Raw genomic sequence first — 24,360 nt, forward strand, 5'->3', positions numbered from 1 at the left:
GTTCGCTAATCGAATCTAGGTTCGAATAGCGAACAAATGCCGGGTTCGATATCGGCCCCGGCGCGGCACGCGGCACGCGCGTGTCCCCTCGACAGGCCGCGCATCGTGCCGCGGGTTCGTATCAGGAAGAGACATGGTCAACAAGATTTTCGAATCGCTTCAGTCGGCGGTTGCCGACGTCCACGATGGCGCGACAATCATGATCGGCGGCTTCGGCACGGCCGGCATGCCGTCCGAGCTGATCGACGCGCTGATCGAGCAGGGCGCGCGCGACCTGACGATCGTCAACAACAACGCGGGCAACGGCGAGACGGGCCTCGCGGCGCTGCTCAAGGCGAAACAGGTGCGCAAGATCATCTGCTCGTTCCCGCGCCAGAGCGACTCGCAGGTGTTCGACGGGCTGTACCGCGCGGGCGAGATCGAGCTGGAGCTCGTGCCGCAGGGCAACCTCGCGGAGCGCATCCGCGCGGCGGGCGCCGGCATCGGCGGCTTCTTCGCGCCGACCGGTTACGGCACGAAGCTCGCGGAAGGCAAGGAAACGCGCGTGATCGACGGCAAGCAGTATGTGTTCGAAACGCCGATCCACGCCGATTTCGCGTTCGTGAAGGCGTACAAGGGCGATCGCTGGGGCAATCTCGTGTATCGCAAGACCGCGCGCAACTTCGGGCCGATCATGGCGAGCGCCGCGAAGGTCGCGATCGTGCAGGTGTCGGAAGTCGTGCCGCTCGGCGCGCTGAACCCGGAACACATCGTGACGCCGGGCATTTTCGTCCAGCGCGTCGTCGAGGTGCCGCAGGCCGCGCACGCGGCCGAGCTGGCCGCCGAACACGCTGCATCGCAAGCCGCCTGAGGAGATCGACATGAAACGACTGACCCGCGATGAAATGGCCAAGCGCGTCGCGCAGGACATCCCCGAAGGCGCGTACGTGAACCTCGGCATCGGCGTGCCGACGCTGGTGGCGAACCACCTCGACCCGAGCAAGGAAATCTTCCTGCACAGCGAGAATGGGCTGCTCGGCATGGGCCCCGCGCCCGCGCCCGGCGAAGAAGACGACGAACTGATCAACGCCGGCAAGCAGCACGTGACGCTGCTCACCGGCGGCGCGTATTTCCACCACGCCGATTCGTTCGCGATGATGCGCGGCGGCCACCTCGACTACTGCGTGCTCGGCGCGTTCCAGGTGTCCGCGACCGGCGACCTCGCGAACTGGCATACGGGCGCGCCCGACGCGATTCCGGCGGTCGGCGGCGCGATGGATCTCGCGATCGGCGCGAAGCAGGTGTTCGTGATGATGGAGCACCTGACGAAGCAGGGCGAAAGCAAGATCGTCGCGCAGTGCTCGTATCCGGTCACCGGCGTGCAATGCGTGAGCCGCATCTATACGGATCTCACCGTGCTCGACGTGACGGCCGACGGCCTCGCGGTGAGCGAGATCTTCACCGACCTGTCGTTCGACGAACTGCAGAAGCTGACCGGCGTGCCGCTGATCGACGCGACGCAAAAGGCCGCCGCCTGAACCGGAAGCGGCCGGCGCGCGCGAGCGCACGCCGGCACGCTTGGGTGGACAATAGGCGCACGCCGTTTCCCCAATCTGATGCCATGCTCGAAGACAGCGCCCGCCTGACCTCCCTCATCTGCGGCACCGAGCCGCTCAACCGGATCTGGTCGCCGCACGCGACGATCCAGCGGATGCTCGACGTCGAGGCCGCGCTCGCGCGTGCGCTCGCCGCGCAGCAGGTGATTCCTGCCGCCGCGGTCGCGCCGATCGAACGCGCATGCGACGCGAGCCGGCTCGATGCCGACGCGCTCGCGCACGGCGCCGCGCTCGGCGGCAATCTCGCGATTCCGCTCGTCAAGCAGCTCACCGCGCAAGTGAAGGCCGACGACCCCGAGGCTGCGAAGTTCGTGCACTGGGGCGCGACGAGCCAGGACATCATCGATACCGCGACCGTCCTTCAACTCCGCGATACCTTCGACGTGCTCGAGCCGATGCTCGACGAAGCCTGCGCGTCGCTCGCGGCGCTCGCGCGTACGCACCGCGCGACGCCGATGATCGGCCGCACGTGGCTGCAGCAGGCGTTGCCGATCACGCTCGGCCTGAAATTCGCCCAATGGCTCGATGCGCTGCTGCGCCATCGCACGCGCTTCGCCGAGTTGCGCGCACGCGTGCTGGTGCTGCAATTCGGCGGCGCGGCGGGCACGCTCGCGAGCCTGCGCGAGCACGCGGCCGGCGTGACGGCCGCGCTGGCAGCCGACCTGAAGCTCGCCGTGCCGGCCGTGCCGTGGCATACGCAGCGCGATCGCATCGCGGAAGCCGCGTCATGCTTCGGGATGCTGACGGGCACGCTCGGCAAGATCGCGCGCGACGTGTCGTTGCAGATGCAGACCGAAGTCGGCGAGCTCGGCGAACCGGCCGCCGCCGGCAAGGGCGGCTCGTCGACGATGCCGCACAAGCGCAACCCGGTCGGCTGCGCGGCCGTGCTGACCGCTGCCGTACGCGCACCGAACCTCGTCGCGACCGTGTTCGCGGGGATGGTCCAGGAGCACGAGCGCGCGCTCGGCGGCTGGCAGGCCGAATGGGATGCGCTGCCCGACCTCGCGCGCCTGACGGGCGGCGCGCTCGCGCAGATCGCGCAGATCGTCGCCGGCCTCGACGTCAACACCGAACGCCTTGCCGCGAACCTCGACCTGACGCACGGGCTGATCCTCGGCGAAGCCGTGATGCTCGCGCTCGGCGATCGCATCGGCCGGCTCGATGCGCATCACGTCGTCGAGCACGCGTCGAAGGAAGCCGTGCGCGCGGGCGCGACGCTGTTCGACGTGCTCGCCGCGGATGCGACCGTCTCGGCCCACCTGTCGCGCGACGCGCTCGCGCGGCTGCTCGATCCCGCACATTACGTCGGCGAGGCGCAGGCCTACGTCGACGCCGTGCTCGCGCTGCATGCGGGCACGACACAACCAGGAGAACACTGATGCCTTTCGCCACTGTCAACGGCGTGAAACTGCATTACCGGATCGACCGTGCCGCGCGCGACGACGCGCCGTGGCTCGTCTTCTCGAACTCGCTCGGCGCCGACCTGCAGATGTGGGCGCCGCAGATCCGTCCGCTCACGCAGCACTTCAACATCCTGCGCTACGACACGCGCGGCCACGGCCATTCGGATGCGCCGGCCGGGTCGTACACGATCGAGCAGCTCGCCGGCGACGTGATCGGCCTGCTCGATCACGTCGGCATCGCGCGCGCGCATTTCTGCGGGATCTCGATGGGCGGCCTGACGGGCGCGGCGCTGGCCGCGCGCTTTCCATCGCGCATCGTGCGCGCCGTGCTGTCGAACACCGCCGCGAAGATCGGCTCGCCGGAAGTCTGGACGCCGCGTGCGCAGAAGGCGCGCGCCGAAGGGATGGCCGCACTGGCCGACGCCGTGCTGCCGCGCTGGTTCACGGACGCATTCGTCGAACGCGAGCCGCGCCTGTTCGACGCGATCCGCGACACCTTCGTGCATACCGACAAGGACGGCTATGCAGCGAACTGCGACGCGCTGAACGCGGCCGACCTGCGCGACGAAGTGAAGGGCATCGCGCTGCCGGTGCTCGTCGTGACCGGCGCGAAGGACATGTCGACGCCGCCCGATCTGGGCCGTGCGCTCGCGGCCGCGATTCCCGGTGCGCGTCACGTCGAATTCGACGCCGCGCATATTTCGAACATCGAGTGCACCGACGGCTTCAACCGCGCGCTGCTCGATTTTCTGACTGCGTGAGGGTTCGACGATGGACGACCAGGAACGTTACGAAGCAGGGATGAAGGTGCGCCGCGCGGTGCTCGGCGACGCGCACGTCGACCGTTCGCTCGAGAACCGCACCGAGGTGACCGACGAATTCCAGAACCTGATCACGCGCTACGCATGGGGCGAGATCTGGACGCGCGACGGCCTGCCGCGCCATACGCGCAGCCTGCTGACCATCGCGATGATGGTGGCGCTCAATCGCGGCGAGGAACTGGCGCTGCATCTGCGCGCCGCGCGCAACAACGGCGTCACGCGCGACGAGATCAAGGAAGTGCTGCTGCAGACCGCGATCTATTGCGGCGTGCCGGCCGCGAATTCCGCGTTCCATCTCGCGGACAGGATCTTCAAGGAACAGGACGCGGCCGCGTAAGACGGCCGGTCAGGCGCGGCCGGCTGAGGGCGGCCGCAACCGATCGCGCGGCTTGCTGTTGCATGTGAGCCGTCGACGATGGCATCGATGAACGCGCCGGCAGAGTATCGGCGCGCGGCGCACCGGATGGCCGGTGTGCGAACAAAGGAAGGGCGCGGCCTTCAGGCCGTATTGCTCAGATATATATCCAGGAGACTCGCGATGAATCGCGCACCCGTGGTCGATGTCCAGACCTTCATCAACGAGCAGCCGTTCGGCGGCTTTCAGTGGCTCGTGTTCCTCATGTGTTTCGTGATCGTGCTGCTCGACGGCTTCGATACGGCCGCGATCGGCTTCATCGCGCCGTCGCTGCTGGGCGAATGGAACCTGACCAAACCCGATCTCGCGCCCGTGTTGAGCGCCGCGCTGTTCGGCCTCGCGTGCGGCGCGCTCGTGTCCGGCCCGCTGTCCGACCGGCTCGGGCGCCGCTCGCTGCTGCTCGGCTCGGTGTTCCTGTTCGGCGTCGCGTGTTTCGTGTCCGCCTTCTCGACGACCATCGGGCACCTGACGATCCTGCGTTTCATCACCGGCGTCGGGCTGGGCGCGGCGATGCCGAACGCGGTCACGATGATGGGCGAGTTCTGCCCGGACAAGCGCCGTGCGACCGTGATCAACCTGATGTTCTGCGGCTTCCCGCTCGGCGCCGCGTTCGGCGGGTTTCTCGCTGCGTGGATGATTCCGCATTTCGGCTGGCGCAGCGTGCTGATGCTCGGCGGCGTGACGCCGCTGCTGCTCGGCGTGCTGTTGCTGCTGAAGATGCCTGAATCGGTGCGCTTCATGGTCGCGAGCGGCCAGACCGTCGACAAGATCCGTGCAACGCTCGCGCGCATCTCGCGCGACGCGCTGAACGCCGGCTCGTTCGCGATGACCGAAGCCGCGCCGCAGACGGGCAGCAAGGGCCTCGGCGTCGTGCTGTCGCGCTCGTACATCGTCGGCTCCGTGATGCTGTGGATCGCGTACTTCATGGGCCTCGTGATCTTCTACGCGTCGATCAACTGGATGCCGATCCTGCTGAAGGATGCCGGCCTGACGCCGAAGAGCGCGACGCTGATCTCCGCGCTGTTCCCGCTCGGCGGCGTGGGCGCCGTGTTGTGTGGCGTGCTGATGGACCGGTTCAACGCGAACCGCGTGATCGCCGTGTGCTATGCGTTGACGGCCGTCAGCGTGTATGCGATCGGGCAGGCGGCCGGCAACGTCGGGCTGCTGGTGCTGGTCGTGTTCGTGGCCGGCGTGTTGATGAACACCGCGCAATCGTCGATGCCGGCGCTGGCCGCCGCGTTCTATCCGACCGAAGGGCGCGGCACGGGGGTGGCGTGGATGCTCGGCGTCGGCCGCTTCGGCGGGATTGCGGGGTCGTTCCTCGTCGCCGAACTGACGCGCCGCCACTTCACGTTCGCGGGCGTGTTCGCGACGATCGCGGTTGCGGGCGTGCTGGCCTGCGTCGCGTTGCTGATCAAGCAGATGGCGCGGCCGCATGGCGTCGCGCAGCCGGCGGGCAAGATCGAGTCGCTCGGGCATTGAGCAGGCCGCGGCCGGCGCGCATCCTGCGCGCGGGCCGATGCGCGAACGCGTGGCAGGCTGCTTTTCGCAGCCCTGCCGATCCGGCGGCTTCGCGCCGCTATTCCTCCGCGTCGTGTTCCTTGACGAAGTTGCGCAGAAACGCGCGCAGCGCGGCCTCCCGGCCGCGATGATCGGCGAGGTTCGCGGCGCCCATCTCTTCCTCGTCGCCGAACAGCGTCGGCGGCGCGCAGTAAGTGCCGACTTCGATGTTCTCGCGCAGCACGCGGATATCGTGCGTGAGCGGGCGATACTCGGCGACCCAGTGCATCCCCTCGATGTGCTCGCCTGCCTTCAGCAATGGCTTCATGGGCTTGTCTCCCGGCAGCAGCGGCGCAGCCGGTGAAGCGGCCGCGCGCGCCCGTACCGAGAGGGTACGCCTGCGTCGCGCGAATCTCAACGCGCGCGCTGTGAGCGCTTACTGCGGCAGCAGATGCGCGATCAGCGGATACAGCGACAGGATCAGCAGCACGGCCATCGTCACGTTGAAGATGCGTAGCGCCCGGGAGTTCGACAGGAAACGGCGCAGGCCGAGGCCGAATGCGGCCCACAGGCAGATGCACGGAAAGCCGATCAGGATGAACACGACGGCCATCCACGCGGCGTTCATGCCGTAGTCGGCGGACAGGCGGACCGTCGTCGCGGCGGTCAGCACCATCATCCATGCCTTCGGATTGACCCACTGGAACGCGGCGGCTTCGATGAACGTCATCGGCCGCGGCTTGCCGCCGTGCGCCTTCACTTCGCCGGACGTGCCGATGCGCCACGCGAGATAAAGCAGGTACGCGACGCTCGCGGCTTCGAGGATCGTGTAAAGCAGCGGCAGGCGCTTGAACGCCTCGCCGAGGCCGAAGCCGACGCACAGCATCAGGATCGCGACGCCGATGCTGATGCCGAACAGGTGCGGCATCGTGCGGCGGAAACCGAAATTCACGCCGGACGCGAGCAGCATCGTGTTGTTCGGGCCGGGCGTGATCGACGTGACGAGCGCGAACAGCATGCCGGCGGGCAGCGCGCTCAGGGTGAGGAATTCCATCGCGGATTCTCCATTCGGTTCGAGACTGGGATGGAGGTCAGTTTAGCGACGGTTTTCTGTACAGTACCGGTACAGTTTGTTTGACGATTGCCGGTACGGGGAGGGGTGGTGGTATCAAAGCTCCGCACGCGGCAGATGCCAGCCATAACGCACGGCGGTGAGCCGCAGGGCAAAGCAGGCGGCGCCCGCACCCACCGCCGCAACGACTGGCGGCAATCCTGCGCGGCGGCCGGCAACGACGAGCACGCCGCCGACGAACGCCGCGCTCGCGTATATGTCGGCCACCAGGACGGTCGGCACGCGCGCGAGCAGCAGGTCGCGCACCACGCCACCGCCGACGCCCGTCACGGCACCCATCAGCGCCGCGATGAACGGACCAATCCCGTATTCGACTGCCTTCTGCGCGCCGGCGACCGCAAACAACGCGAGCCCAGCCGCATCGAGCGCGACGAGGATCGGTTCGGGAATGGCGAGGATTTGCGCGTGAAACACGAAGGTGAGGAGCCCCATCGTGAACGCGAGTGCCGGGTAGCGCCAGTCACGGATTGCATTCGGCGGCGCTGCCCCGATCAACAGGTCCCGGACTACACCGCCGCCGAGCGCCACGGTGAACGCGATGACCATCACGCCGAGCAGATCGAGGCCGCCGCGCATGGCGGCGATCGCGCCTTCGATGGCGAATACGGCTGTGCCTGCCAGATCGGCTGCCAGAACGAGCTTCGTCGTAGTTTTCATTGAGCGCGGAAGAGGAGAGCCCGCGTACGAGCGGACGTTGCATGAAAATGGTGAAACAAGCGGCACGGGTTTCCGGGTACAGGTTCCTGGCGAGACGCGCGAGTGGTGACGACGCGTTTCTCGATGCCGGACCGGAGCTCGGGACATGGGTGGTGACCAAACGAATCGTACGCGAAGCGCATCCGGAACTCGACGTGCCTTGGTATCTTGAGCCGCGGGTTGACCGATCGTGATTTTACGTGCGGTCTGCGCATGCTCCGAAGTGCGATAAATGATGGACTCCATATCAAATATTGATGAGGCGCACGCCTGTCGGTAAAGCAATCACATCGCGTTCTGAATTGCCGTGCACATTCCGAGCGTCAGTCGCGAGACTGCTGGCGAGCAGTCGGCAGAATCCATCTGAGCACCCCCCATCTTTTGTCTGACGCACCAGGAAATTAGCCGAATCCGGAGCGAAGCTCGCAGCCTTCATCGACCACCAAAACAGGAAATTTCTGATTTGTTTTCCTGATGGATAGGGTCAGGACGGATGCTGGTTTCCGTGAGTACGTCACCTACAATGTAAAGATGGTCGCGACCTGGTAAGGAGGCTGCCATGACTCAGTCAATGATTAGCTTTGTGGTTGGCCTGGCCGTCGTATTGGCCATCGTGGTCATGCTGGTGCAACGCTACCTGCGCGACCACAAGAGCGAAGGGATGGTTCAGTGGCTTGATGCCCATCACATGAGCTGGATGCACCACAAGCATTGATGTGGTGTCGACAATGCGGTTCCGATCCCGCTCTGCGACGTAGTGAATACAGTTGCGCGCCACGTCGAACCCGCCGTCGCGCGCACTGCGCTGCACCGGGGCATGGGGTCGGGTAATACACCGGCCGAAGGCTGCGATGCCTGAGTTGATGACACCCGTGTGGCGTGACGGAGATCGTGCCGATCGTGCCGTCGATGCGAGATAGCGCTTGCATGGCCGTGATATAGGGCGCATTCTCATGAGGTTCGATGTGCGCGCCGGCGTTTTTGTTTCGACTCCTTACGCTTCCCCCTGCCCGCACGGCTCCGCAGAACGCTCACCACCACGATCCCGCGCGAGAACGTCGAAGCTGCTGACGTCGCGCGTCAACCCGGCCTTCCCGTGAGGCTCGATCCGGCAGTTCAGTGCGCAAGAGAGGCCGTCGGCGGCAGGCCCGCGGGTAGTCGTTCATGCCTCGTGTACGGCGGACGACGACGAAATTCGGTCGCCGCGACGGTCCTGACATTTGAAATTCATTTTTCGGGAACCGGCATGCCCAAGCAAACCACACCGAAGTCGGCCACGCCCGTCCGGCAGAACGATTACGTCGACCTGCAGAAGTCTCGCGCCCAGGCGCTGAAGCGCGCGGACATCGAACGCGCCGAGAAGCGGGCTGAGAATGATGCGCGCATCAACGTCAACGCGAGCAAGTGGCGCTATATCTGTCAGGAGGGCTAGATGGGAAAAAGTGACGCGACGCTCAACTTCCCGAATCCCAGCCGCACCTACGACACGTCCAGGCACTGTGTGTGCTTCTGGGGCTACGACAATGCTCGCGAGATTACCTTCCAGGTCGTCGATACGATGCTGGCGAAACTGAACACCGGCATGGATTCCAGCGAGCCCGCGTTGCTTGCGGCATTCGACCGCAACCGCGACCGGATTCTGGGGCTCGCCAGGGAGCTTTACAAGGGCGGCCCCCAGAACCGGTACACGATCTCGTGAGCGTGCTTTCCGTTTACGCACGTATTCGGCATGCGCTTTCTTTGTCGTGTTGTATCTGGACTGCTAATCATTCTGGCGAAAAAGCCTGATGGCTCGGTAAGGCAGACCTGCAGCAACTTTCCGGCGATCGGGCACGACGGAAGCCGTGCTGAAACTTCTGGATGCCGGGTTGATCCGGCCCGGTCATGGGCACATCGAGGTACTGGATCGCGCCGAGCTTGAAAAGCGCGTGTGCGAATGCTGCGGCGTGGCCCGGCGAAAATTCGATGGCTTGCTCCCGGATCTGCAACGCCTGCATAACCGTCACCGGGGCCACGCGCGTACCCGTGCCGTCAGGCCCGTACGGCAGCGTACCGACTGCGCGAAGCGTGCGGGCGCATCGCGGCACATGACGCGCAGGCCGCAGACCAGCCGCAATTTTCATGATGACAGGTACGCCGCGAGGGAAGCGGGCCGCTGCTATCCGTTTCACTTGTGCGGTTTTATTTCGGCTCGAGCGGCGCGAGTCAATCCGTGACGCCGGAAGGCGCTTGCCATTGCCGTACATGGTCGATCAATGCACGCAGCTTCGGCACCATGTTGCGTCGCCCGGGAAAGTAGAGAAAGAAGCCCGGAAACGGCGGGAGGAATTCCTCCAGCAACGGCACGAGCGAGCCGTCGTCGAAATGCGCGCGCAGGCAGTCTTCGGGCGCGAACGTGATGCCGGCCCCCGCCAGCGCGAGCCGCAGCATCAGGCGAAGGTCGTTCGTCGTCAGCTGCGGCTCGACCGCGACGTCGAACGGGCGGCCGTCTTCGACGAACTCCCAGCGATAAGGCGCAAGCTCCGGCGACAGGCGCCAGCCGATGCAGCGATGCCGGACGAGCTCGTTCGGGTGGCCGGGCGCGCCATGTTTCTCGACGTAACCCGGCGCCGCCGCCGCGCGCTCGCGCTGCTCGCCGCCCAGCGGTACGGCGATCATGTCCTTCTCGATCACCTGGCCGAGCCGGATTCCGGCATCGAAGCCCCGCGCAACGATATCGAATTCCTCGTCCGTGACGGTCACGTCGATCGTCACGTCGGGATAGCGCTCGGCGAAGCTCGCCAGCAGCGGGCCGGAGAGAAAGGGTTCGGCGATCGACGTGGCCGTCAGCCGAAGATGGCCGCGCGGCGCGTCCGTCGTGCCCGTCGCGTCGAGCGCGCTGCCGATGTCGACCAGCGGCCCTTCCAGCGACTGAACCAACTGCATGCCCGCTTCGGTCAGTTGAACCGACCGTGTCGTACGCACCACCAGCGCGACGCCGAGGCTGTCCTCGAGCCGCCGGATGCCTTGGCTGACCGCCGAACGCGTGACGCCCATCCGGTCGGCCGCCGCGCGGAAATTCCGTTCTTTCGCGACCGCGAGGAGGAGCGGCAGAAGATTCAGGTCCATATCATTGTCCAGTAACGCTAACCAACCCGTGCAGTATTAACCATCTACAAGCGACAGAGAAGCGGCGATATCGTTCTCCCATCGAAACAGGGAGTCGTCATGGACAAAGTCATTCTCATCACGGGTGCGTCGAGCGGAATCGGCGAAGGCATTGCACGCGCACTCGGCGCACCGGGCGTCAAGCTCATGCTGGGTGCGCGCCGCACGGACCGGCTCGACGCCATCGCCCGCGATCTGCGCGCGACGGGCGCGGCGGTCGAGACCTGCGCGCTCGACGTCACCGATCGCCGTTCGGCGCAGGCATTCGCGGATGCGGCACTCGAAGCGTGGGGACGGATCGACGTGCTGGTGAACAACGCGGGCATCATGCCGCTGTCGCCGCTCGTCGCCGGTCATCACGACGAATGGGACCGCATGATCGACGTCAACATCAAGGGCGTCCTGTGGAACATCGCGGCCGTGCTGCCGCACATGGACGCGCGCGGCACGGGGCAGATCATCAATATCGCGTCGATCGGCGCGCTGTCGGTCGTGCCGACCGCCGCCGTCTACTGCGCAACGAAGTTCGCGGTGCGCGCGTTGTCGGATGGCTTGCGCCAGGAACATCCGGCGCTGCAGATCACCTGCATCAACCCGGGCGTCGTCGAAAGCGAACTGGCCGACACGATCACGCACGCGCCGACCCAGGCATTCATGCACGAGTACCGCGCGATCGCCTTGCAACCGTCGGATATCGGGCGCGCGGTGCGCCACGTGATCGAGTCGCCGGCGAGCGTCAGCGTGAACGAACTGACGATCCGGCCGACCGGCCAGGTCAGCTGAAACCCCGCATTCCCGAGGAACGACCGATGAACGATCGATCACCCGTGTGGTTCATTTCCGGCGCATCGTCCGGCCTCGGCCGCGCGCTGGCCGAAGCCGTGCTCGAACGCGGCTGGCGCGCAGTCGTGACCGCGCGCCGGCCCGACAGCCTGTCGGATTTCTCCCGCCGATACGGCGAACGTGCGCTGCTGCTGCCGCTCGACGTCACCGATCCGGCTTCGATCGACAGCGCCGTGGAGAACGCCCGATCGCGTTTCGGCACGATCGACGTGCTCGCCAACTGCGCCGGCTACGGTTATCTGGCCGCGATCGAGGAGGGCGAGGACCGCGAGATCCGCAACCAGTTCGAGGTCAACGTCTTTGGCCTCAATGCGCTGACGAAGCGCGTGCTTCCCGGCATGCGGCAGCAGCGCCGCGGCCACATCTTCAATTTCTCGTCGCTTGGCGGGCTCGTCGCGTTCGCCGCGACCGGTTATTACCATGCGACGAAATTCGCGGTCGAGGCGTTGTCCGAATCGTTGTCACATGAAGTCGCGCCGCTGGGCATCCGCGTCACCCTCGTCGAACCGGGCGCCTTCCGCACCGACTGGGCCGGCCGTTCGATGGTCGAATCCGCGACGGTGATCGACGACTACGCGGAAACGGCCGGAAAACGCCGTGCCGCGACGCGCGCGGTATCGGGCAAGCAGCCCGGCGACCCGGCGCGTGCCGCGCAGGCCATCATCGCCGCGTACGAAGCCGGGGAGCCGCCGCTGCGGCTTCTGCTCGGCAGCATCGCGCTCAAGGTCGCGCTTGCGCGGCTCGATGCGCTGCGCGAGAACTTCGAAGCGTGGGCGGACACGACGAAAAGTGCCGATTTCCCGGCGTGATGCCGGCCGGGTGAAATCGACGTGCCGACGTGCCGACGTGCCGACGTGCCGATGCGTCGCATGCGCAGGTGAGGCCACCGCGATGCGCCCGGCGCGTCGACCATATCCCGGTCGACATCGCGCGTTGTTCGGCGCGAAGCGCGAGGTTCAAAGCGCGAGGCGTTGGATCAGCGCTGACGGTAGTGAGCGGTGCGTGCAACACGCACTACACCGATCGACGATATTCGGACGGCGATTTGCCTTCCCAGCGTATGAAGGCGCGCCGGAAATTTCCGAGGCTGTCGTAGCCCAGCAGGAACGCGATTTCCTGCAGGCTGAGCTTGCCCGATTTGACGCTCTCGACCGCGAGCTTGTGGCGCACGCTTTCCAGGATGTCGCGATACGACGTGCCCTCGTCGGTCAATCGCCGGTGCAACGTGCGCGGCGTCATGTTCAGCAGCTGTGCCGTCACTTGCTGCGACGGGAAATCGCCCACCTTCTCGAACATCAACCGGCGGACCCTCGATGAAAGCGCGTGCTGTCGGGTCAGGTTCGCGAGTTCGACCTGGCAGACGCGCACCGCTTCCGTCAACGCGCGCGGATTGCTGCTGCCGAGCGGCTGGTCGAGATCGGCGACCGGGAATGCCATGCCGGCCCATTCGGCGCCGTAACGCACGTCGCAACCGAACAAGTCTCTTGCGAGATTCGCGTAGTCGGGCACATCGAACGGGAGCGCCACGAACGATGCCGGGTTCGCGCCGCGCGTGATGTAGTCGAGCATATTCTTGATCGTCAATACGATCGCCTCCATCACGGGCTGCCGGATCCTGTCGAGCGGATGACACTCGGCGAATACGAGCTGCGCATGTTCGCCCGAGATCACGAGCTTCGCGGAAACGAGCGAGGTCCGCACCTGCACGAAACGCTCGATGAGTTCGAGTGCTTGCCGCGGCGTCACGCTGTTGGTGACCGCATAGCCCAGTATCCCGTGACTGCCGACGCGCAAGCGTTCGCCGACGAGCAACCCGAATGCGGGCTCGCCGGTCGCGTCGATCGCATCGCGCACCAGCCGCTTGAATGCGTCGAACGAAAAATCGCGGATGGTCAGCTCACCGTTCGGCCCGGGATGCTGCAATTGCACAAACCAGTCGGGCAAATGCGCACCCATCCGGACGAGCTGATCCGAGATCTGAAACACGTATTGCGGTTGAAGAAAAAAGTCCGTCTCGGACATGTCGGACATCCTTGGTGAGGCGACGGACATCAATTGACATTAAATGCGCCATCGATGTCAATTCGCGCACTCCCGTAACGGCGGCCGGTTCCCTACGATGAACCTACCTCAACCGCACCGACCGGACGGATCGCACCATGTTCAGGCTCCTGACAAAATCCAAGACTGTGACGGCCGTCATCAACGATCGCGCGATCACGGTTCAACCCGCGGAAACGCTGTTGCAGGCGGCATTGCGCCAGGGCATCGATTTCCCGCATAGCTGCCGGGTCGGCGGATGCGCGACCTGCAAGTGCCAGCTGATCGACGGGCGTGTGAAGGAACTCACGCAAAGCGGATACATCCTGTCCGACGAAGAGCTCGATCAGGGGTTCATTCTCGCGTGCCAGAGCATCCCGCAATCCGACGTGACAATCGCCGTCGACACGAGCCGCTATGGCGCGCGGCGGAAGATCGACGGCCGCGTGATCGGCCAGGACCGGCTGACGCACGACATCCTGCGCTTGCGCGTCCAGCTCGACGAAGCGCTTCCGTACAAGGCCGGGCAGTACGCGCTGGTGTCGATCGCGTCGTTACCCGGCGAAGCGCGCAATTACTCGTTTGCAACGAACGTGCGGCCGGATGCGCAAGCGTTCTTCTTCGTGCGCAAGGTGCCGGGCGGCGTGTTTTCCGGCCATGTTCACGATCACGACCTCGTTGGCCGGACGGTGACGGTCGAAGGCCCGCTCGGGGATTTCTGGATGCGTCCGGCTGGCGCTCCTTTGATCCTGATTGCCGGCGGCAGCGGGCTTGCGCCCGTTCTTGCACTGCTGGAAGAGGGGGCGGCGGCGCGCGTGGCACGCCCCGTCACGCTGCTGTTCGGCGCCCGCGCGCAGCGCGACCTGTACGCGCTCGACACGATTCGCGATCTTGCCGGCCGCTGGCAGGGCCGCTTCGATTTCCTGCCGATCCTGTCCGAAGAGCCGGCCGATTCGTCATGGCGCGGATCGCGCGGGCTGGTGACCGACGGTATCGCCGCCGATTTGCCGCCGGACGCGCATGCGTACCTGTGCGGGCCGCCCCGGATGATCGATGCAGCCACCGACGTGCTGATCGCGCGCGGCCTTTCTCGCGCGCATATCCACGCGGATCGTTTCACCACGCAGCACGACATTCAGGCTGCGGCCTGAATTTCAAATACCAACATGGAGGAGGACACGTCGATATGTTCCATTACCTGAAGTACTTTCTGTTCCACCTTGTCGGAATCGCGTCGGTCATCGCGTTCGTCGCCGGCGGCGCCTGGATCACGGCTGATTTCATCGCGATCGTCATGTTCTATATCGTCGGCGACGCGATAGCCGGCGATGACACGTCGACACCCGTGCTGCGGCATTCCGGCATCCTGACGTTCCAGCTCTGGATGGCGTTGCCGCTGTTGTCGCTGATCGTGTTCGCGTCGGTGTGGTCGATCAGTCCATCCGATCCGCTCGGGTTCGGCGCGCTGGTCGGCAGGGTGACCGGATACGACGCCCTGGCTGCGCGCGCCGCGACGGGTTGGGGGCACCACGTTTCCGGCGTGCTGCTGACCGGCCTGATGATCGGCATGATCGGGACGATTCCCGCGCACGAGCTGACGCATCGCACCTGGGACCGGATGTCGATGTTCATCGGCCGCTGGCTGCTGGCGTTCAGCTTCGACACGATTTTCTCGATCGAGCACGTATACGGGCATCACCGCTACGTGTCGACGACGGAAGATCCCGCGACTGCCCCGCGCGGCCGCAACGTCTACCTGCACGTGATCATTTCGACGATCCGGGGTAACGTCAGCGCGTGGAAGATCGAGGGAAAGCGCTTGAAGCGCGCCGGGCACGGGCTGCTCACGCCGTTCAATGCGGTTATTCGCGGGCACCTGATGAGCGTGCTGTTGCTCGCGTGCGCATGGGGCGTCGGCGGATGGAGAACGGCCGCCTATTTCATGGTCTGCGCGCTGTGGGGCAAGGCGCTGCTGGAAATCGTCAACTACATGGAGCACTACGGCATCGTGCGCGATCCGGCCACGCCCGTTCAGCCGCGTCACTCGTGGAATACGAACAGGCGCATCAGTTCGTGGTCGATGTTCAACCTGACGCGCCATTCGCATCATCATGCGCAGGGTGAAGTGCCTTACCAGGATCTCAAGCCGTTTTCCGATGCGCCGATGATGATCGGCGGTTATCTGACGACGATCGTCGTCGCGATGATCCCGCCGCTTTGGCACCGGCTGATGACGCCGAAGGTGCTCGCGTGGGATCGCGACCACGCGACGGAACGCGAAAGACGCCTCGCCGCCGATGCGAACGCGCGCAGCGGCGTAGCCAGGTTTGCTGCCGCGACGTGAGCAGGCCAACGCGCATGCCCGGCGCTACCCGCGCTTGCGCATACGCCAGCGCGCACACTTGAACAGCAACCGAAACGCGCCGACGCCGCCCGCCACCGGAATCCGCGGCAGCAGAAACGGATCGTCGGCCGTATCGGCGTAGCCGCGCCGGGTCGTCGTCGCGTTGCCGTAGCCGGCGGCCGCGACCTGGTTCCGGACCCGCGCGTCCAGGTCGCCGTACGGATAGCAGAACGATTCGACGCGCCGGCCGCTCATCGCTTCGAGTCGTCGCTTCGATTCGGTGATCTGAAGATCGGACGCATGCTCCGGCACACGTGACAGCGCGACGTGATCGAGCGTGTGCGAACCGATTTCATGGCCGTGATCGCGCCACGCGAGCATCTCCTCGCACGTCATCAACGGTGCGCGCGCGGTATCGGCGAGCGCATCCCAGTCGTTCTCGCCGCCGAACCGGCCGGCGACGAAGTAGCAGGTTGCGGTGAACCCGAGTGCGTCCAGCACGGGCATCGCATGCGTGAGCACGTTGCGAAAACCGTCGTCGAACGAAATGCCGAAGACCTTGCCGTGCCGCTCGCCGCGAAGATACGGCTGCAGTTCGCCCACGCTCAGGCCGCGGTAGCCGAGCCGCCTGAACAGCGTCATCTGGCGGCGGAAGGCATCGGGCGCGACGCTCAGGCCGCGCAGCCGGTCGGCCGGCGGCGGCAGCGGGCGGATCTGGTGATACATCAGGATCGGATGGCGCATGGCGGGCTCAGGCATCGGCGGGCCGCGAAGACGCGCGATTACGCGGCCTTGCGGAAGATCCGCAGGGTCTTGAAGTCGCCGATCTCGGTGAAATCGGCATTCGCCGCCCATTGCTCGATGATCGGCTCGGCCTTGCGGTAGGCCGACGAGCCCTTGTAGAACAGCAGATGGCCTTCACGCGCGGTATGACGTGCGAACAGCTCGAGCACTTCCGCGTCGGTCTGCGCGCCGTAGCGGCTGTTGGCCTCGTCGCGGAATTCGCACAGGTGGAACAGCGTGACGACGTCGAATGCCGGCAGCAGGTCCGAGTTGCTCGTATAGATGTCGCCGAAATAGGCCAGGTAGGTCTTGCTCACCTCCGGTTGCCGCGTGACGAGATCGACGTACGACTTGTATTCCTTCGGCGACGCCGTCACGCCGAACACCGTGTTGTTGAGGTGCGGGCGCGCGCATTCCGTGCCGACGTAGTGGTGGCCGCCCGTGCCGAAGTGATAGATGCGGATGCCGTTGAGACGAACCGATTCCAGCCATTCGACGAAGTGCACGTCGCACGGACACTCCTGCGTCCGCAGGTCCCAATACTTCTTCCAGATATTCATTGCCATTACAAGGACCTCATGGATGTCACCCAGCGATCGGGGTTGTGCCGGATCGACTTTTGATAGACGGACAACGTGGCGTCGACGAACTTGTCGAACGAGAACTCGCGGTCGCCCTTGAGCAGCGCGCAACGTCCCATCGCGCGCACGCAGCCCGGTTCGCGCACGATCGCGCGCAGGATCGCCTTGATCGCCTCGGGCTCGCGCGGCGGAACGACCCATCCGTCCACGCCCGGCTCGACGTTTTCGGGCAGGCCGCCCACGCGCGTGACGATCGCGGGGCAGCCCAGCGACATCGCTTCGCGGCACGCGTACGACAGGCTCTCGTGGTACGACAGCACGAACGACACGTCGATGATCGAGAACGGAGCCGATACGTCGTCGATCCGCCCGGTGAACGCGGTGCGCGACGCCATGCCGTGCCGCGCGATCTGCTCGCGCTGCTCGCCGGACGGCTCCGCGCCGACCAGCAGCACGCGAAATCGCTCGCGCTCGCGTTCGGGCAGGCGGCCGAGCGCCGCGATCAGGTCCATCCAGCCTTTTTCCGGCGCGGTGCCGGCGCTGCTGCCCAGGACGATCGCGTTTGCGCCGGACGGCCCGAACAGCGCGATCTTGCGGCGGCGGATCTCGTCGCCGGCCAGTCGCTCCGCGGCCGGCCGGCGCACGCCGTGCTTGACGACCGTGACCTTGCCGTACGGCGACCGCAGCGCGAGCATGCTCGCCACGTAGTCGCTGACCGCGATGGTGTGATCCGTCGCGAGCCGGGCGCGCAGCAGATTGCCGAAGCTGTCGGCGCGATACGTGTTGTGCTTGGTGAGGACGACCGCGGGCCGATGTCGGCACCCGAGCAGCGCGAGCATCACCTGCCGATGATCGGCGGACCCGTTGACGTGGATGATGTCGAAGCGCTCGGCGGCGATCCGCTGGCGCAGCCGGGCGAGCTCCGTGTACAGCCGGTTCCAGCGCGGCTTGAATTCCATGTCGAAGATGGCCACGTCGGGGTTGTCCTTCAACAGTCGCGACAGGCGGCTTCCTTCCGGCGACGCGACGGTCACGCGGTGATGCCGGCTCATCTCGGCGGCGAGATCGCGGACGTAGGTATCCTGGCCGCCGCCGTAGTCGCCATGGAAGTTGGTGTACAGAATGTTCATCACGATGCCGGTTTTCCCGTCGATTCATTGGGAGGACTGCTTATGAAACGAACGACTCGCCCTGTCTGGAACAACGACTCGAACACGGTTGCGCGTTCCCGGCGTGCGATGGCGCGATGACGCCCGGGCACGCCGGCAACACGAAACATTTCGTAATATTACAGATTGGTTACGTGGCGTAGTGTCGAGCTCTGCGCATCTTTGTGAGAATGTGTCGCGATCGTCAGCCTGTGTCGCCGTTTGTCGGCGCGGGCGGTCTGTGCGGCCGGATCGAAGCCGGGTCGAAGCGCCCGACGCCCGTTCGCGCCGCTCGGCGGGATCGCGACAAAACGTGCCTTTCCTGTGCGGGATGGACGCAGATAACCCGCACCTGCTTTCAGATTTGAAAGCAGGTGCACCAATTGCGTTAGAATGCCCCCCCTGTCCGCCATGGCGACCGCCGGAAGCGGGCGCGTCGCGCCCATTGCGGCATGGTTTTCGGTTCGCAGCCGGGCACGAATGATTCGCCAGCCGTTGGAAACACACGCCTTGTAATTTGGATTGCTAATGAAGAAGAAGCACAACATTACCAAGTACATCGTTGTCGCGATGATTCTTGGTATCGCAGTGGGTTACGCGTGTCACAGCGCGTTTCCCGACCCGAAGATGGCCAAGGAAGTCGCGGGCTACGTATCGTTGCTGTCCGACGTGTTCCTGCGCCTGATCAAGATGATCATTGCGCCGCTGGTATTCGCGACGCTGACCGTCGGCATCGCGCAGATGGGTGACGGCAGCGCGGTGGGACGCGTGGGCATCAAGGCGTTCGGCTGGTTCTTCATCGCGTCGTTCACGTCGTTGCTGCTCGGCTTGCTGACCGCGACGATCCTGCAGCCGGGCAGCCACCTGAGCCTGCCGTTGCCGGCTTCCGATGCGACCCTCAACCTGAAGACGGGTGCGTTCACGCTGAAGGATTTCGTAGTCCACCTGGTGCCGAAATCGATCGCCGAGGCAATGGCGAACAACGAAATCCTGCAGATCGTCGTGTTCTCGATCTTCTTCGGTACCGCGCTGTCCGCGCTCGGCGAATCGGGCAAGCGCCTGACCGGCGTGATCGACGATCTCGCGCAAGTGATGCTGCGCGTGACGAGCGCGGTGATGTGGTTCGCGCCCGTCGCGGTGTTCGCCGCGCTGGCGTCGACGATCACGACCGAAGGGCTCGGCATCCTGCTCACGTTCGCGAAGTTCATGGCGAGCTTCTATCTGGCGCTCGCGCTGCTGTGGGGCGTGCTGACGCTCGCCGGCGTGACGTTCCTCGGCAAGCGCGCGTTCACGCTGATCCGGCTGATCCGCGAGCCGTTCCTGCTGTCGTTCGCGACGGCGAGCTCCGAAGCCGCGTATCCGAAGCTGCTGGACGCGCTCGACCGCTTCGGCGTGAACCGCAAGATCTCGAGCTTCGTGCTGCCGATCGGCTATTCGTTCAACCTCGACGGGTCGATGATGTACTGCACGTTCGCGGTGCTGTTCATCGCGCAGGTGTACGGCATCCACTTGCCGCTGGGCACGCAGATCACGATGCTGTTGCTGCTGATGGTGACGTCGAAGGGGATGGCCGGCGTGCCGCGCGCATCGCTGGTCGTGATCGCGGCGACGCTCAACCAGTTCAACATGCCCGAAGCGGGGTTGCTGCTGATCATGGGCGTCGACATGTTCCTCGACATGGGGCGCTCGGCCACCAATGCGGTCGGCAACTCGATCGCGGCGGCTGTCGTCGCCAAGTGGGAAGGCCAGCTCGACGAGCCGCGCGACGACGATCCGGACGGCGGGCGCGCAATGCAGGTGAAGGTGCCGGAGACGTCGGCATCGGCATGATGCGCGGCAACGCGGCCGCAACGGCACGCGGCCTGCCTGCACGGTAAATGATGATCGCCGGCCCGGATCCGCAACGGATTCGGGCCGGCGATTTGTTTTTGATGCGGTGATGCAGCATGACCGGCGGCGGCGTTCGCCGATTCTCCGCAAAAGGCATTTTCAGTTTCAATATATCGTCGTCGAACGCGCGGCGATATTCCCGCAGGCGACGGCCTGACTTTCCCCATTCCCGATCGAATGCGCGAGTGAACATTCACTGTCGCGTCGTTGCGCGCCGCTTCCACTGGCGCTGCGCGCGAAGCCGAACCGGTGAAATGCGTATCCGCGCAAACCGGACGGTCCGCAATTTTTTTCGATTTATATAGCGCTATTCTCGCCCTGCTCATTATCGGCATCACGCGGCACGCAATTACCGACTGCGCCAGATGATTCAGGGAAGAATTTACGGATCGCGGATGTCAAGCCGTCTGGCCGGCCGACCCCTCATGTGAATGTTTGCATCATTCAGGAGAGCATCCGTCATGGTCGCCAGACAACGCATTCAGGCCGCGCTTCTCGCCGCGGCGATCGCCGCGATTGCGCCTGCCACGCCCGCCCGCAACACTACCGACTGGCTCGCGAACACGTACGGCACGCTGGCGGCCCACGTCGGCAATGTCGCGCGTTCGATGTGGGTCGCGCCCGAAGGCGTCATTTATACGGCGTCGATGTGGGACGAAGACGAAGGCGGCGTCGCGATCTACCAGAACGGCAAGAGCGTCGGCTCGATCGGCACGCATTCCGAATTCCAGGGCAGCGCGATCACCGGCAACGCAACGTCGCTGTTCGTCGCATTGCAGCCCGGGAAAACATACGGCAGCGGCGCGGTCGGGCGTTACAGCCGCGCCACGAAGTATCGCGATCGCGTTATCCAGGTCAGCGCGGCGACCAACCAGCCGCGTATCGACGTCGTCACCGGGCTCGCGACGGCCGGCTCGCTGCTCTATGCCAGCGACTTCTACGGCAATCGCGTGCGGGTGTTCACCACCGACGGCGTGTGGCAGCGCGACATCAACGTGTCGAGCCCGGGCGCGCTCGCGGTGGATGGCGCGGGCAACGTGTGGGTCGCGCAGAAGCGTGCGGGCTCGGTCGTCGGCTTCAGCCCCGCCGGCGCGCTGCTGAACACGATCCGGATGCCGGCCGGGTCGCAGCCGTCGGCGTTGTATTTCGATGCGGCGGCCGGGCAGTTGCTGGTCGGCGACGAAGGCCCCGATATGAACATCAAACGCTATGCGGTGTCGGGCCGGCCCGCACTGGCCGGCACGTTCGGCGTGCGCGGCGGTTATCTCGACACGACGACCGGCATCAAGGGGCAGGTCGGCGCGCAGCGCTTCACGCGCATCGCCGGGCTCGGCAAGGACACCGGCGGCAACCTCTACGTGCTAAACAACCCGTGGGGCGGCAGCTGGGATCTCGGCCGCAACGGCGCGACCGACATTCATGCGTACGGCAGCGCCGGCAGCCTGCGCTGGACGCTGCAGTCGCTGAACTTCGAAGGCATCGCCGCGCCGGACCCGGTCACGGACGGCGCGCTGTTCTATGGCGGCACGCACATCTACAGCGGCGGCGCGGGCGGCACGTTCGTCGCGAACACCGTCGATCCGTTCGCGTACCCGTCGGACCCGCGCATCAACATGAGCGACACGCAGCGCGACGAGCATTTCGGGCTGCTCACGTCGGTCGGCGCGAACCGGATTCTCGTCGCGGCGGGCCAGAATCCGCCGGTCCTGTACTTCTTCCATTTCAACGCGGCGAACGGCTACATCGCGATTCCGGACGGATCGATCCCGGGCCCCGCGTTCAACACGACGCAGCGCGTGACGGGCGGCTTCAGCATCGACAGCAAGGGCGGCGTGTGGGCCGGCCTCGACAAGACCGGCGCGATCACCCACTACCCGCTGACCGGCTTCGACGCGAGCGGCAAGCCGTCGTGGGGGCCGGGCGTCGCGACCCGCATTCCCGCCAGCATTCAGCCGCTGACGCGCATCGTCTACCTCGCGGACAGCGACACGATGGTGCTCGCGCAGGGCGCCGTCGGGACCAACGACTGGACGTCGATCGGCACGCGCATCGAGGTGTATCACGGCTGGAGCGCGGGCAACACGACCCGGCCGGACCCGGTGATCACGCTGCCGCACAGCGGCGCGAAATCGATCGACGCGGCCGGCAACCACCTGTTCGTCGGCTACTGGTTCAGCAGCAGCGGGCCGCTGTGGCCGAACGTCGACGCGTTCAACCTCACGACGGGCAGCCTCGACACCACGCTGGTCAACGCGAGCCCCGCGACCGTGGACACCAGCAGCGCGATCGACGCGATGTACAGCATCCGCGCGTTTCGCCGCTCGAACGGCGAGTACGTGGTGACGAAGAACAACGTGAAGGGAAACAGCATCACCGTGTATCGGTGGACGCCTTGACGATGGCAGCGGCCGGCATCGACCGCGCATGCCGGCCGCTGCGCCGGCGGCGCGCTGGCGAGGCGACGACGGCGTTCGTCGCGCCGTCGCGGGGGTTCCGCACCGGGCGCGCGTATCCGCGCGCGTGACGGAACGCGCGTGCAACGCGCGCGTCGCCGCCTCGGGCGGCCTTCCCCAACGTCCCGACGCAGGAATCCGGTTCCGGGCACAATGACAGCGGCGCGGGCAGCGGCTGCCCGCGCACGTGAGAACTTGCGCGGCAACCCCCTGCCGCGTTTTTTGAGCCCGAAGCGACGAAACGATGATGAAGAAAACGACACCGAACCGCCTGTTGCTGATTGCCGCGCTGGCCGGCGTGCTGAGCGGCCCCGTCCATGCGCAGACGGCCGCGGCCGTTGCGACGGTCAATGGCACGGCGATCACGCAGGCGGACGTCGACACGCTGCTGCGCGCGTCCGGGCAGCCCGATTCGCCGCAGGTCCGCCAGGCGATCAAGAACCAGTTGATCACGCGCGTGCTGGTTCAGCAGGCGGCCGAGAAGGCGAATTACGGCGACAAACCCGAGGTCAAGGCGGCGGTGCAGCAGGCGAAGGTGAACGCCGAGGTGCAGCTGTACCTGCGCGACAACGTGAAGCCCGAGCCGGTGACCGACGAGCAGGTCAAGGCGCGTTACGACGAACTCGTCGCGGCGCTCGGCAAAAACGAATACAAGCCGCGCCTGATCGTCGTCAAGGACCCGGTGACGGCCGCGACCGTGCTGAGCGAGCTGAAGTCGGGCAAGTCGTTCGAGGGGCTGGCGCGTCAGTACAGCATGGCGCCGAGCCGCGATACCGGCGGCGAGCTGCCGTGGGTAAGCTTCCACACGCCGGCGGCGGAGGGTAAGACAGGCGGGTTGCCGCTGCCGGTTGCTCAGGCGATCGAGAAGCTGACGGTCGGCGCCGCGACGAAGGATTCGATTCCGGTCGACGGCGTGCGCGCAATCGTGAAGCTGGATGCGAAGCGGCCGACGCAGGTACCGGGCTTCGAGACCGCGAAGCCCGCGCTTCAGCAGCAACTGCAGGCGATCGCCGTCGAGAAGGCGAGCGCGCAGATGATCGGCAATTTGCTGAAGGACGCGAAGATCACGCAATAATGCCGCGTCGACACGTGAAGCGTCACGCGCGCCAGACGAGGCTCGTACTCGTTTCCGTCTCCGCTGCGGGCCGGAAGCCGAGTCGTTCGTAGAGGCGCCGCGCCGGGTTGCCGTGCAGCACGCTGAGCGACACGGGCACGTTCTCGCGTGCCGCGTCGCTCAGCAATTCGCGCAGCACGGCCTCGCCGATGCCCCGGCCCTGGCGGGCGGGGAGAATCTGAATCTGATGCACGTGCCATTCGTCGGCGGCGCGCGTCACCTTGAGCAGGCCGATCGCTTCGGCGCCTTCGCAGACGATCAACGCATCGTCGAAGTGCGCGCGGATGCGTTGGTCGTGCGCGTCGTCGTCGGTCGGTTCGCCGACCCGTTGCAGGTGCTCGGTCATCGTGAGTTTGCGCAGCGCGAGCAGGAACGGCATGTCTTCCAACGAGGCAGCGCGCAGACGGATCATCGGTTTCATGATGGACGAGAGGGGGCGTTGAGCGCCTGGACTT

At 65.7% G+C, this 24,360-nt stretch carries 26 protein-coding genes and 1 pseudogene; 17 read left to right on the forward strand and 10 right to left on the reverse strand.

What is annotated here, in order from left to right; translation table 11 throughout:
• The first annotated feature begins 133 nt into the window (after positions 1-133).
• The 6 genes from BBJ41_RS28270 (at position 134) to BBJ41_RS28295 (ending at position 5,716) form a co-directional block, all read left to right on the forward strand.
• Positions 134-850, forward strand: a complete 717-nt coding sequence (locus tag BBJ41_RS28270) for a 3-oxoacid CoA-transferase subunit A (RefSeq protein ID WP_069749495.1) — start codon at positions 134-136, stop codon at positions 848-850.
• 10 nt (positions 851-860) lie between these two features.
• A complete protein-coding gene (locus BBJ41_RS28275; RefSeq protein ID WP_069749496.1) occupies positions 861-1,517 on the forward strand; it encodes a CoA transferase subunit B in 657 nt (218 codons plus the stop codon).
• Between the two features lie 83 nt (positions 1,518-1,600).
• Entirely contained in the window at positions 1,601-2,974 is a 1,374-nt protein-coding gene (locus tag BBJ41_RS28280; protein WP_069749497.1) for a 3-carboxy-cis,cis-muconate cycloisomerase, read from the forward strand.
• The gene (gene pcaD, locus BBJ41_RS28285) at positions 2,974-3,759 is read left to right on the forward strand and encodes a 3-oxoadipate enol-lactonase (protein ID WP_069749498.1); all 786 of its coding nucleotides are present in this window, start codon (positions 2,974-2,976) and stop codon (positions 3,757-3,759) included. The genes BBJ41_RS28280 and pcaD overlap by 1 nt, the downstream gene beginning before the upstream one ends.
• A gap of 10 nt (positions 3,760-3,769) precedes the next feature.
• On the forward strand, positions 3,770-4,156 hold the full coding sequence (gene pcaC, locus BBJ41_RS28290) for a 4-carboxymuconolactone decarboxylase (RefSeq protein ID WP_069749499.1): 387 nt from the start codon (positions 3,770-3,772) through the stop codon (positions 4,154-4,156).
• Positions 4,157-4,357: 201 nt separating this feature from the next.
• A complete protein-coding gene (locus tag BBJ41_RS28295; protein ID WP_069749500.1) occupies positions 4,358-5,716 on the forward strand; it encodes an MFS transporter in 1,359 nt (452 codons plus the stop codon).
• A gap of 97 nt (positions 5,717-5,813) precedes the next feature.
• Here BBJ41_RS28295 and BBJ41_RS28300 read toward each other — a convergent pair whose 3' ends face one another.
• The 3 genes from BBJ41_RS28300 to BBJ41_RS28310 form a co-directional block, all read right to left on the reverse strand.
• On the reverse strand, positions 5,814-6,062 hold the full coding sequence (locus BBJ41_RS28300; protein ID WP_069749501.1) for a hypothetical protein: 249 nt from the start codon (positions 6,060-6,062) through the stop codon (positions 5,814-5,816).
• 108 nt (positions 6,063-6,170) lie between these two features.
• On the reverse strand, positions 6,171-6,788 hold the full coding sequence (locus BBJ41_RS28305) for a LysE family translocator (protein ID WP_069749502.1): 618 nt from the start codon (positions 6,786-6,788) through the stop codon (positions 6,171-6,173).
• 114 nt (positions 6,789-6,902) lie between these two features.
• A complete protein-coding gene (locus BBJ41_RS28310; protein ID WP_418222306.1) occupies positions 6,903-7,442 on the reverse strand; it encodes a trimeric intracellular cation channel family protein in 540 nt (179 codons plus the stop codon).
• 679 nt (positions 7,443-8,121) lie between these two features.
• On the opposite strand from BBJ41_RS28310, the gene BBJ41_RS41290 reads away from it, so the two are divergent.
• The 4 genes and pseudogenes from BBJ41_RS41290 to BBJ41_RS41690 all read left to right on the forward strand — a co-directional run.
• Positions 8,122-8,277 (forward strand): hypothetical protein, encoded by a 156-nt coding sequence (locus tag BBJ41_RS41290; protein WP_163012966.1) that lies wholly within the window; start codon positions 8,122-8,124, stop codon positions 8,275-8,277.
• A gap of 531 nt (positions 8,278-8,808) precedes the next feature.
• A complete protein-coding gene (locus tag BBJ41_RS28315; RefSeq protein WP_069749504.1) occupies positions 8,809-8,994 on the forward strand; it encodes a hypothetical protein in 186 nt (61 codons plus the stop codon).
• Positions 8,995-9,261, forward strand: a complete 267-nt coding sequence (locus tag BBJ41_RS28320) for a DUF1488 family protein (RefSeq protein ID WP_069749505.1) — start codon at positions 8,995-8,997, stop codon at positions 9,259-9,261. It abuts the gene before it with no gap.
• A 121-nt stretch (positions 9,262-9,382) separates the two neighbouring features.
• A pseudogene (locus BBJ41_RS41690) lies at positions 9,383-9,556 on the forward strand (Crp/Fnr family transcriptional regulator); the annotation flags it as partial.
• Between the two features lie 211 nt (positions 9,557-9,767).
• Here the strand turns inward: BBJ41_RS41690 and BBJ41_RS28325 are convergent.
• Positions 9,768-10,670: a LysR family transcriptional regulator gene (locus tag BBJ41_RS28325; RefSeq protein WP_069749506.1), complete on the reverse strand. Its 903-nt coding sequence runs from the start codon at positions 10,668-10,670 to the stop codon at positions 9,768-9,770.
• A 99-nt stretch (positions 10,671-10,769) separates the two neighbouring features.
• Here BBJ41_RS28325 and BBJ41_RS28330 point away from each other — a divergent pair, with 99 nt between their 5' ends.
• The gene (locus tag BBJ41_RS28330) at positions 10,770-11,492 is read left to right on the forward strand and encodes an SDR family oxidoreductase (protein ID WP_069749507.1); all 723 of its coding nucleotides are present in this window, start codon (positions 10,770-10,772) and stop codon (positions 11,490-11,492) included.
• Between the two features lie 26 nt (positions 11,493-11,518).
• Entirely contained in the window at positions 11,519-12,361 is an 843-nt protein-coding gene (locus tag BBJ41_RS28335) for an oxidoreductase (RefSeq protein WP_069749508.1), read from the forward strand.
• Positions 12,362-12,566: 205 nt separating this feature from the next.
• Here BBJ41_RS28335 and BBJ41_RS28340 read toward each other — a convergent pair whose 3' ends face one another.
• Positions 12,567-13,574: an AraC family transcriptional regulator gene (locus tag BBJ41_RS28340; RefSeq protein WP_069750406.1), complete on the reverse strand. Its 1,008-nt coding sequence runs from the start codon at positions 13,572-13,574 to the stop codon at positions 12,567-12,569.
• A 137-nt stretch (positions 13,575-13,711) separates the two neighbouring features.
• On the opposite strand from BBJ41_RS28340, the gene BBJ41_RS28345 reads away from it, so the two are divergent.
• Positions 13,712-14,743, forward strand: coding sequence for a 2Fe-2S iron-sulfur cluster-binding protein (locus BBJ41_RS28345; protein ID WP_069749509.1), 1,032 nt, complete (start codon positions 13,712-13,714; stop codon positions 14,741-14,743).
• A 35-nt stretch (positions 14,744-14,778) separates the two neighbouring features.
• Positions 14,779-15,936, forward strand: a complete 1,158-nt coding sequence (locus BBJ41_RS28350; RefSeq protein WP_069749510.1) for an alkane 1-monooxygenase — start codon at positions 14,779-14,781, stop codon at positions 15,934-15,936.
• A gap of 24 nt (positions 15,937-15,960) precedes the next feature.
• Here the strand turns inward: BBJ41_RS28350 and BBJ41_RS28355 are convergent, their stop codons facing one another.
• The 4 genes from BBJ41_RS28355 to BBJ41_RS40700 form a co-directional block, all read right to left on the reverse strand.
• Positions 15,961-16,680, reverse strand: a complete 720-nt coding sequence (locus BBJ41_RS28355; protein WP_156814882.1) for a polysaccharide deacetylase family protein — start codon at positions 16,678-16,680, stop codon at positions 15,961-15,963.
• Positions 16,681-16,718: 38 nt separating this feature from the next.
• Positions 16,719-17,285 (reverse strand): hypothetical protein, encoded by a 567-nt coding sequence (locus BBJ41_RS28360; protein ID WP_236872078.1) that lies wholly within the window; start codon positions 17,283-17,285, stop codon positions 16,719-16,721.
• On the reverse strand, positions 17,285-18,430 hold the full coding sequence (locus BBJ41_RS28365; protein ID WP_069749512.1) for a glycosyltransferase: 1,146 nt from the start codon (positions 18,428-18,430) through the stop codon (positions 17,285-17,287). Before BBJ41_RS28365 ends, BBJ41_RS28360 begins: the two co-directional genes overlap by 1 nt.
• A gap of 158 nt (positions 18,431-18,588) precedes the next feature.
• Positions 18,589-18,996, reverse strand: coding sequence for a hypothetical protein (locus BBJ41_RS40700; RefSeq protein WP_156814883.1), 408 nt, complete (start codon positions 18,994-18,996; stop codon positions 18,589-18,591).
• Between BBJ41_RS40700 and BBJ41_RS28370 the strand changes: the two genes are divergently transcribed.
• The 3 genes from BBJ41_RS28370 (at position 18,977) to BBJ41_RS28380 (ending at position 23,866) form a co-directional block, all read left to right on the forward strand.
• Positions 18,977-20,278 carry a dicarboxylate/amino acid:cation symporter gene (locus BBJ41_RS28370; protein WP_069749513.1) on the forward strand — a complete coding sequence of 434 codons (1,302 nt, stop codon included), beginning with the start codon at positions 18,977-18,979 and terminating at the stop codon, positions 20,276-20,278. The two genes, BBJ41_RS40700 and BBJ41_RS28370, sit on opposite strands and share 20 nt — an antisense overlap.
• 521 nt (positions 20,279-20,799) lie before the next feature.
• Positions 20,800-22,734, forward strand: coding sequence for an SMP-30/gluconolactonase/LRE family protein (locus BBJ41_RS28375; protein WP_069749514.1), 1,935 nt, complete (start codon positions 20,800-20,802; stop codon positions 22,732-22,734).
• A gap of 301 nt (positions 22,735-23,035) precedes the next feature.
• The gene (locus BBJ41_RS28380) at positions 23,036-23,866 is read left to right on the forward strand and encodes a peptidylprolyl isomerase (RefSeq protein ID WP_069749515.1); all 831 of its coding nucleotides are present in this window, start codon (positions 23,036-23,038) and stop codon (positions 23,864-23,866) included.
• Between the two features lie 22 nt (positions 23,867-23,888).
• On the opposite strand, the gene BBJ41_RS28385 is transcribed toward BBJ41_RS28380, so the two are convergent.
• Positions 23,889-24,326, reverse strand: a complete 438-nt coding sequence (locus BBJ41_RS28385) for a GNAT family N-acetyltransferase (RefSeq protein ID WP_069749516.1) — start codon at positions 24,324-24,326, stop codon at positions 23,889-23,891.
• Positions 24,327-24,360 lie beyond the last annotated feature (34 nt).

Source organism: Burkholderia stabilis (genome assembly GCF_001742165.1).
Taxonomy (GTDB): domain Bacteria; phylum Pseudomonadota; class Gammaproteobacteria; order Burkholderiales; family Burkholderiaceae; genus Burkholderia; species Burkholderia stabilis.

Coding starts and splice junctions, on each gene's coding strand:
- BBJ41_RS28380 (WP_069749515.1), top strand. CDS start 23,036: ATGATGAAGAAAACGACACCGAACCGCCTGTTGCTGATTGCCGCGCTG.
- BBJ41_RS28295 (WP_069749500.1), top strand. CDS start 4,358: ATGAATCGCGCACCCGTGGTCGATGTCCAGACCTTCATCAACGAGCAG.
- BBJ41_RS41290 (WP_163012966.1), top strand. CDS start 8,122: ATGACTCAGTCAATGATTAGCTTTGTGGTTGGCCTGGCCGTCGTATTG.
- BBJ41_RS28340 (WP_069750406.1), bottom strand. CDS start 13,574: ATGTCCGAGACGGACTTTTTTCTTCAACCGCAATACGTGTTTCAGATC.
- pcaC (WP_069749499.1), top strand. CDS start 3,770: ATGGACGACCAGGAACGTTACGAAGCAGGGATGAAGGTGCGCCGCGCG.
- BBJ41_RS28375 (WP_069749514.1), top strand. CDS start 20,800: ATGGTCGCCAGACAACGCATTCAGGCCGCGCTTCTCGCCGCGGCGATC.
- BBJ41_RS28275 (WP_069749496.1), top strand. CDS start 861: ATGAAACGACTGACCCGCGATGAAATGGCCAAGCGCGTCGCGCAGGAC.
- BBJ41_RS28345 (WP_069749509.1), top strand. CDS start 13,712: ATGTTCAGGCTCCTGACAAAATCCAAGACTGTGACGGCCGTCATCAAC.
- BBJ41_RS28385 (WP_069749516.1), bottom strand. CDS start 24,326: ATGAAACCGATGATCCGTCTGCGCGCTGCCTCGTTGGAAGACATGCCG.
- BBJ41_RS28325 (WP_069749506.1), bottom strand. CDS start 10,670: ATGGACCTGAATCTTCTGCCGCTCCTCCTCGCGGTCGCGAAAGAACGG.
- BBJ41_RS28355 (WP_156814882.1), bottom strand. CDS start 16,680: ATGCGCCATCCGATCCTGATGTATCACCAGATCCGCCCGCTGCCGCCG.
- BBJ41_RS28365 (WP_069749512.1), bottom strand. CDS start 18,430: ATGAACATTCTGTACACCAACTTCCATGGCGACTACGGCGGCGGCCAG.
- pcaD (WP_069749498.1), top strand. CDS start 2,974: ATGCCTTTCGCCACTGTCAACGGCGTGAAACTGCATTACCGGATCGAC.
- BBJ41_RS28280 (WP_069749497.1), top strand. CDS start 1,601: ATGCTCGAAGACAGCGCCCGCCTGACCTCCCTCATCTGCGGCACCGAG.
- BBJ41_RS28335 (WP_069749508.1), top strand. CDS start 11,519: ATGAACGATCGATCACCCGTGTGGTTCATTTCCGGCGCATCGTCCGGC.
- BBJ41_RS28370 (WP_069749513.1), top strand. CDS start 18,977: ATGAAGAAGAAGCACAACATTACCAAGTACATCGTTGTCGCGATGATT.
- BBJ41_RS28350 (WP_069749510.1), top strand. CDS start 14,779: ATGTTCCATTACCTGAAGTACTTTCTGTTCCACCTTGTCGGAATCGCG.
- BBJ41_RS28330 (WP_069749507.1), top strand. CDS start 10,770: ATGGACAAAGTCATTCTCATCACGGGTGCGTCGAGCGGAATCGGCGAA.
- BBJ41_RS28360 (WP_236872078.1), bottom strand. CDS start 17,285: ATGGCAATGAATATCTGGAAGAAGTATTGGGACCTGCGGACGCAGGAG.
- BBJ41_RS28315 (WP_069749504.1), top strand. CDS start 8,809: ATGCCCAAGCAAACCACACCGAAGTCGGCCACGCCCGTCCGGCAGAAC.
- BBJ41_RS28320 (WP_069749505.1), top strand. CDS start 8,995: ATGGGAAAAAGTGACGCGACGCTCAACTTCCCGAATCCCAGCCGCACC.
- BBJ41_RS28305 (WP_069749502.1), bottom strand. CDS start 6,788: ATGGAATTCCTCACCCTGAGCGCGCTGCCCGCCGGCATGCTGTTCGCG.
- BBJ41_RS28270 (WP_069749495.1), top strand. CDS start 134: ATGGTCAACAAGATTTTCGAATCGCTTCAGTCGGCGGTTGCCGACGTC.
- BBJ41_RS40700 (WP_156814883.1), bottom strand. CDS start 18,996: ATGTTGTGCTTCTTCTTCATTAGCAATCCAAATTACAAGGCGTGTGTT.
- BBJ41_RS28300 (WP_069749501.1), bottom strand. CDS start 6,062: ATGAAGCCATTGCTGAAGGCAGGCGAGCACATCGAGGGGATGCACTGG.
- BBJ41_RS28310 (WP_418222306.1), bottom strand. CDS start 7,442: ATGCGCGGCGGCCTCGATCTGCTCGGCGTGATGGTCATCGCGTTCACC.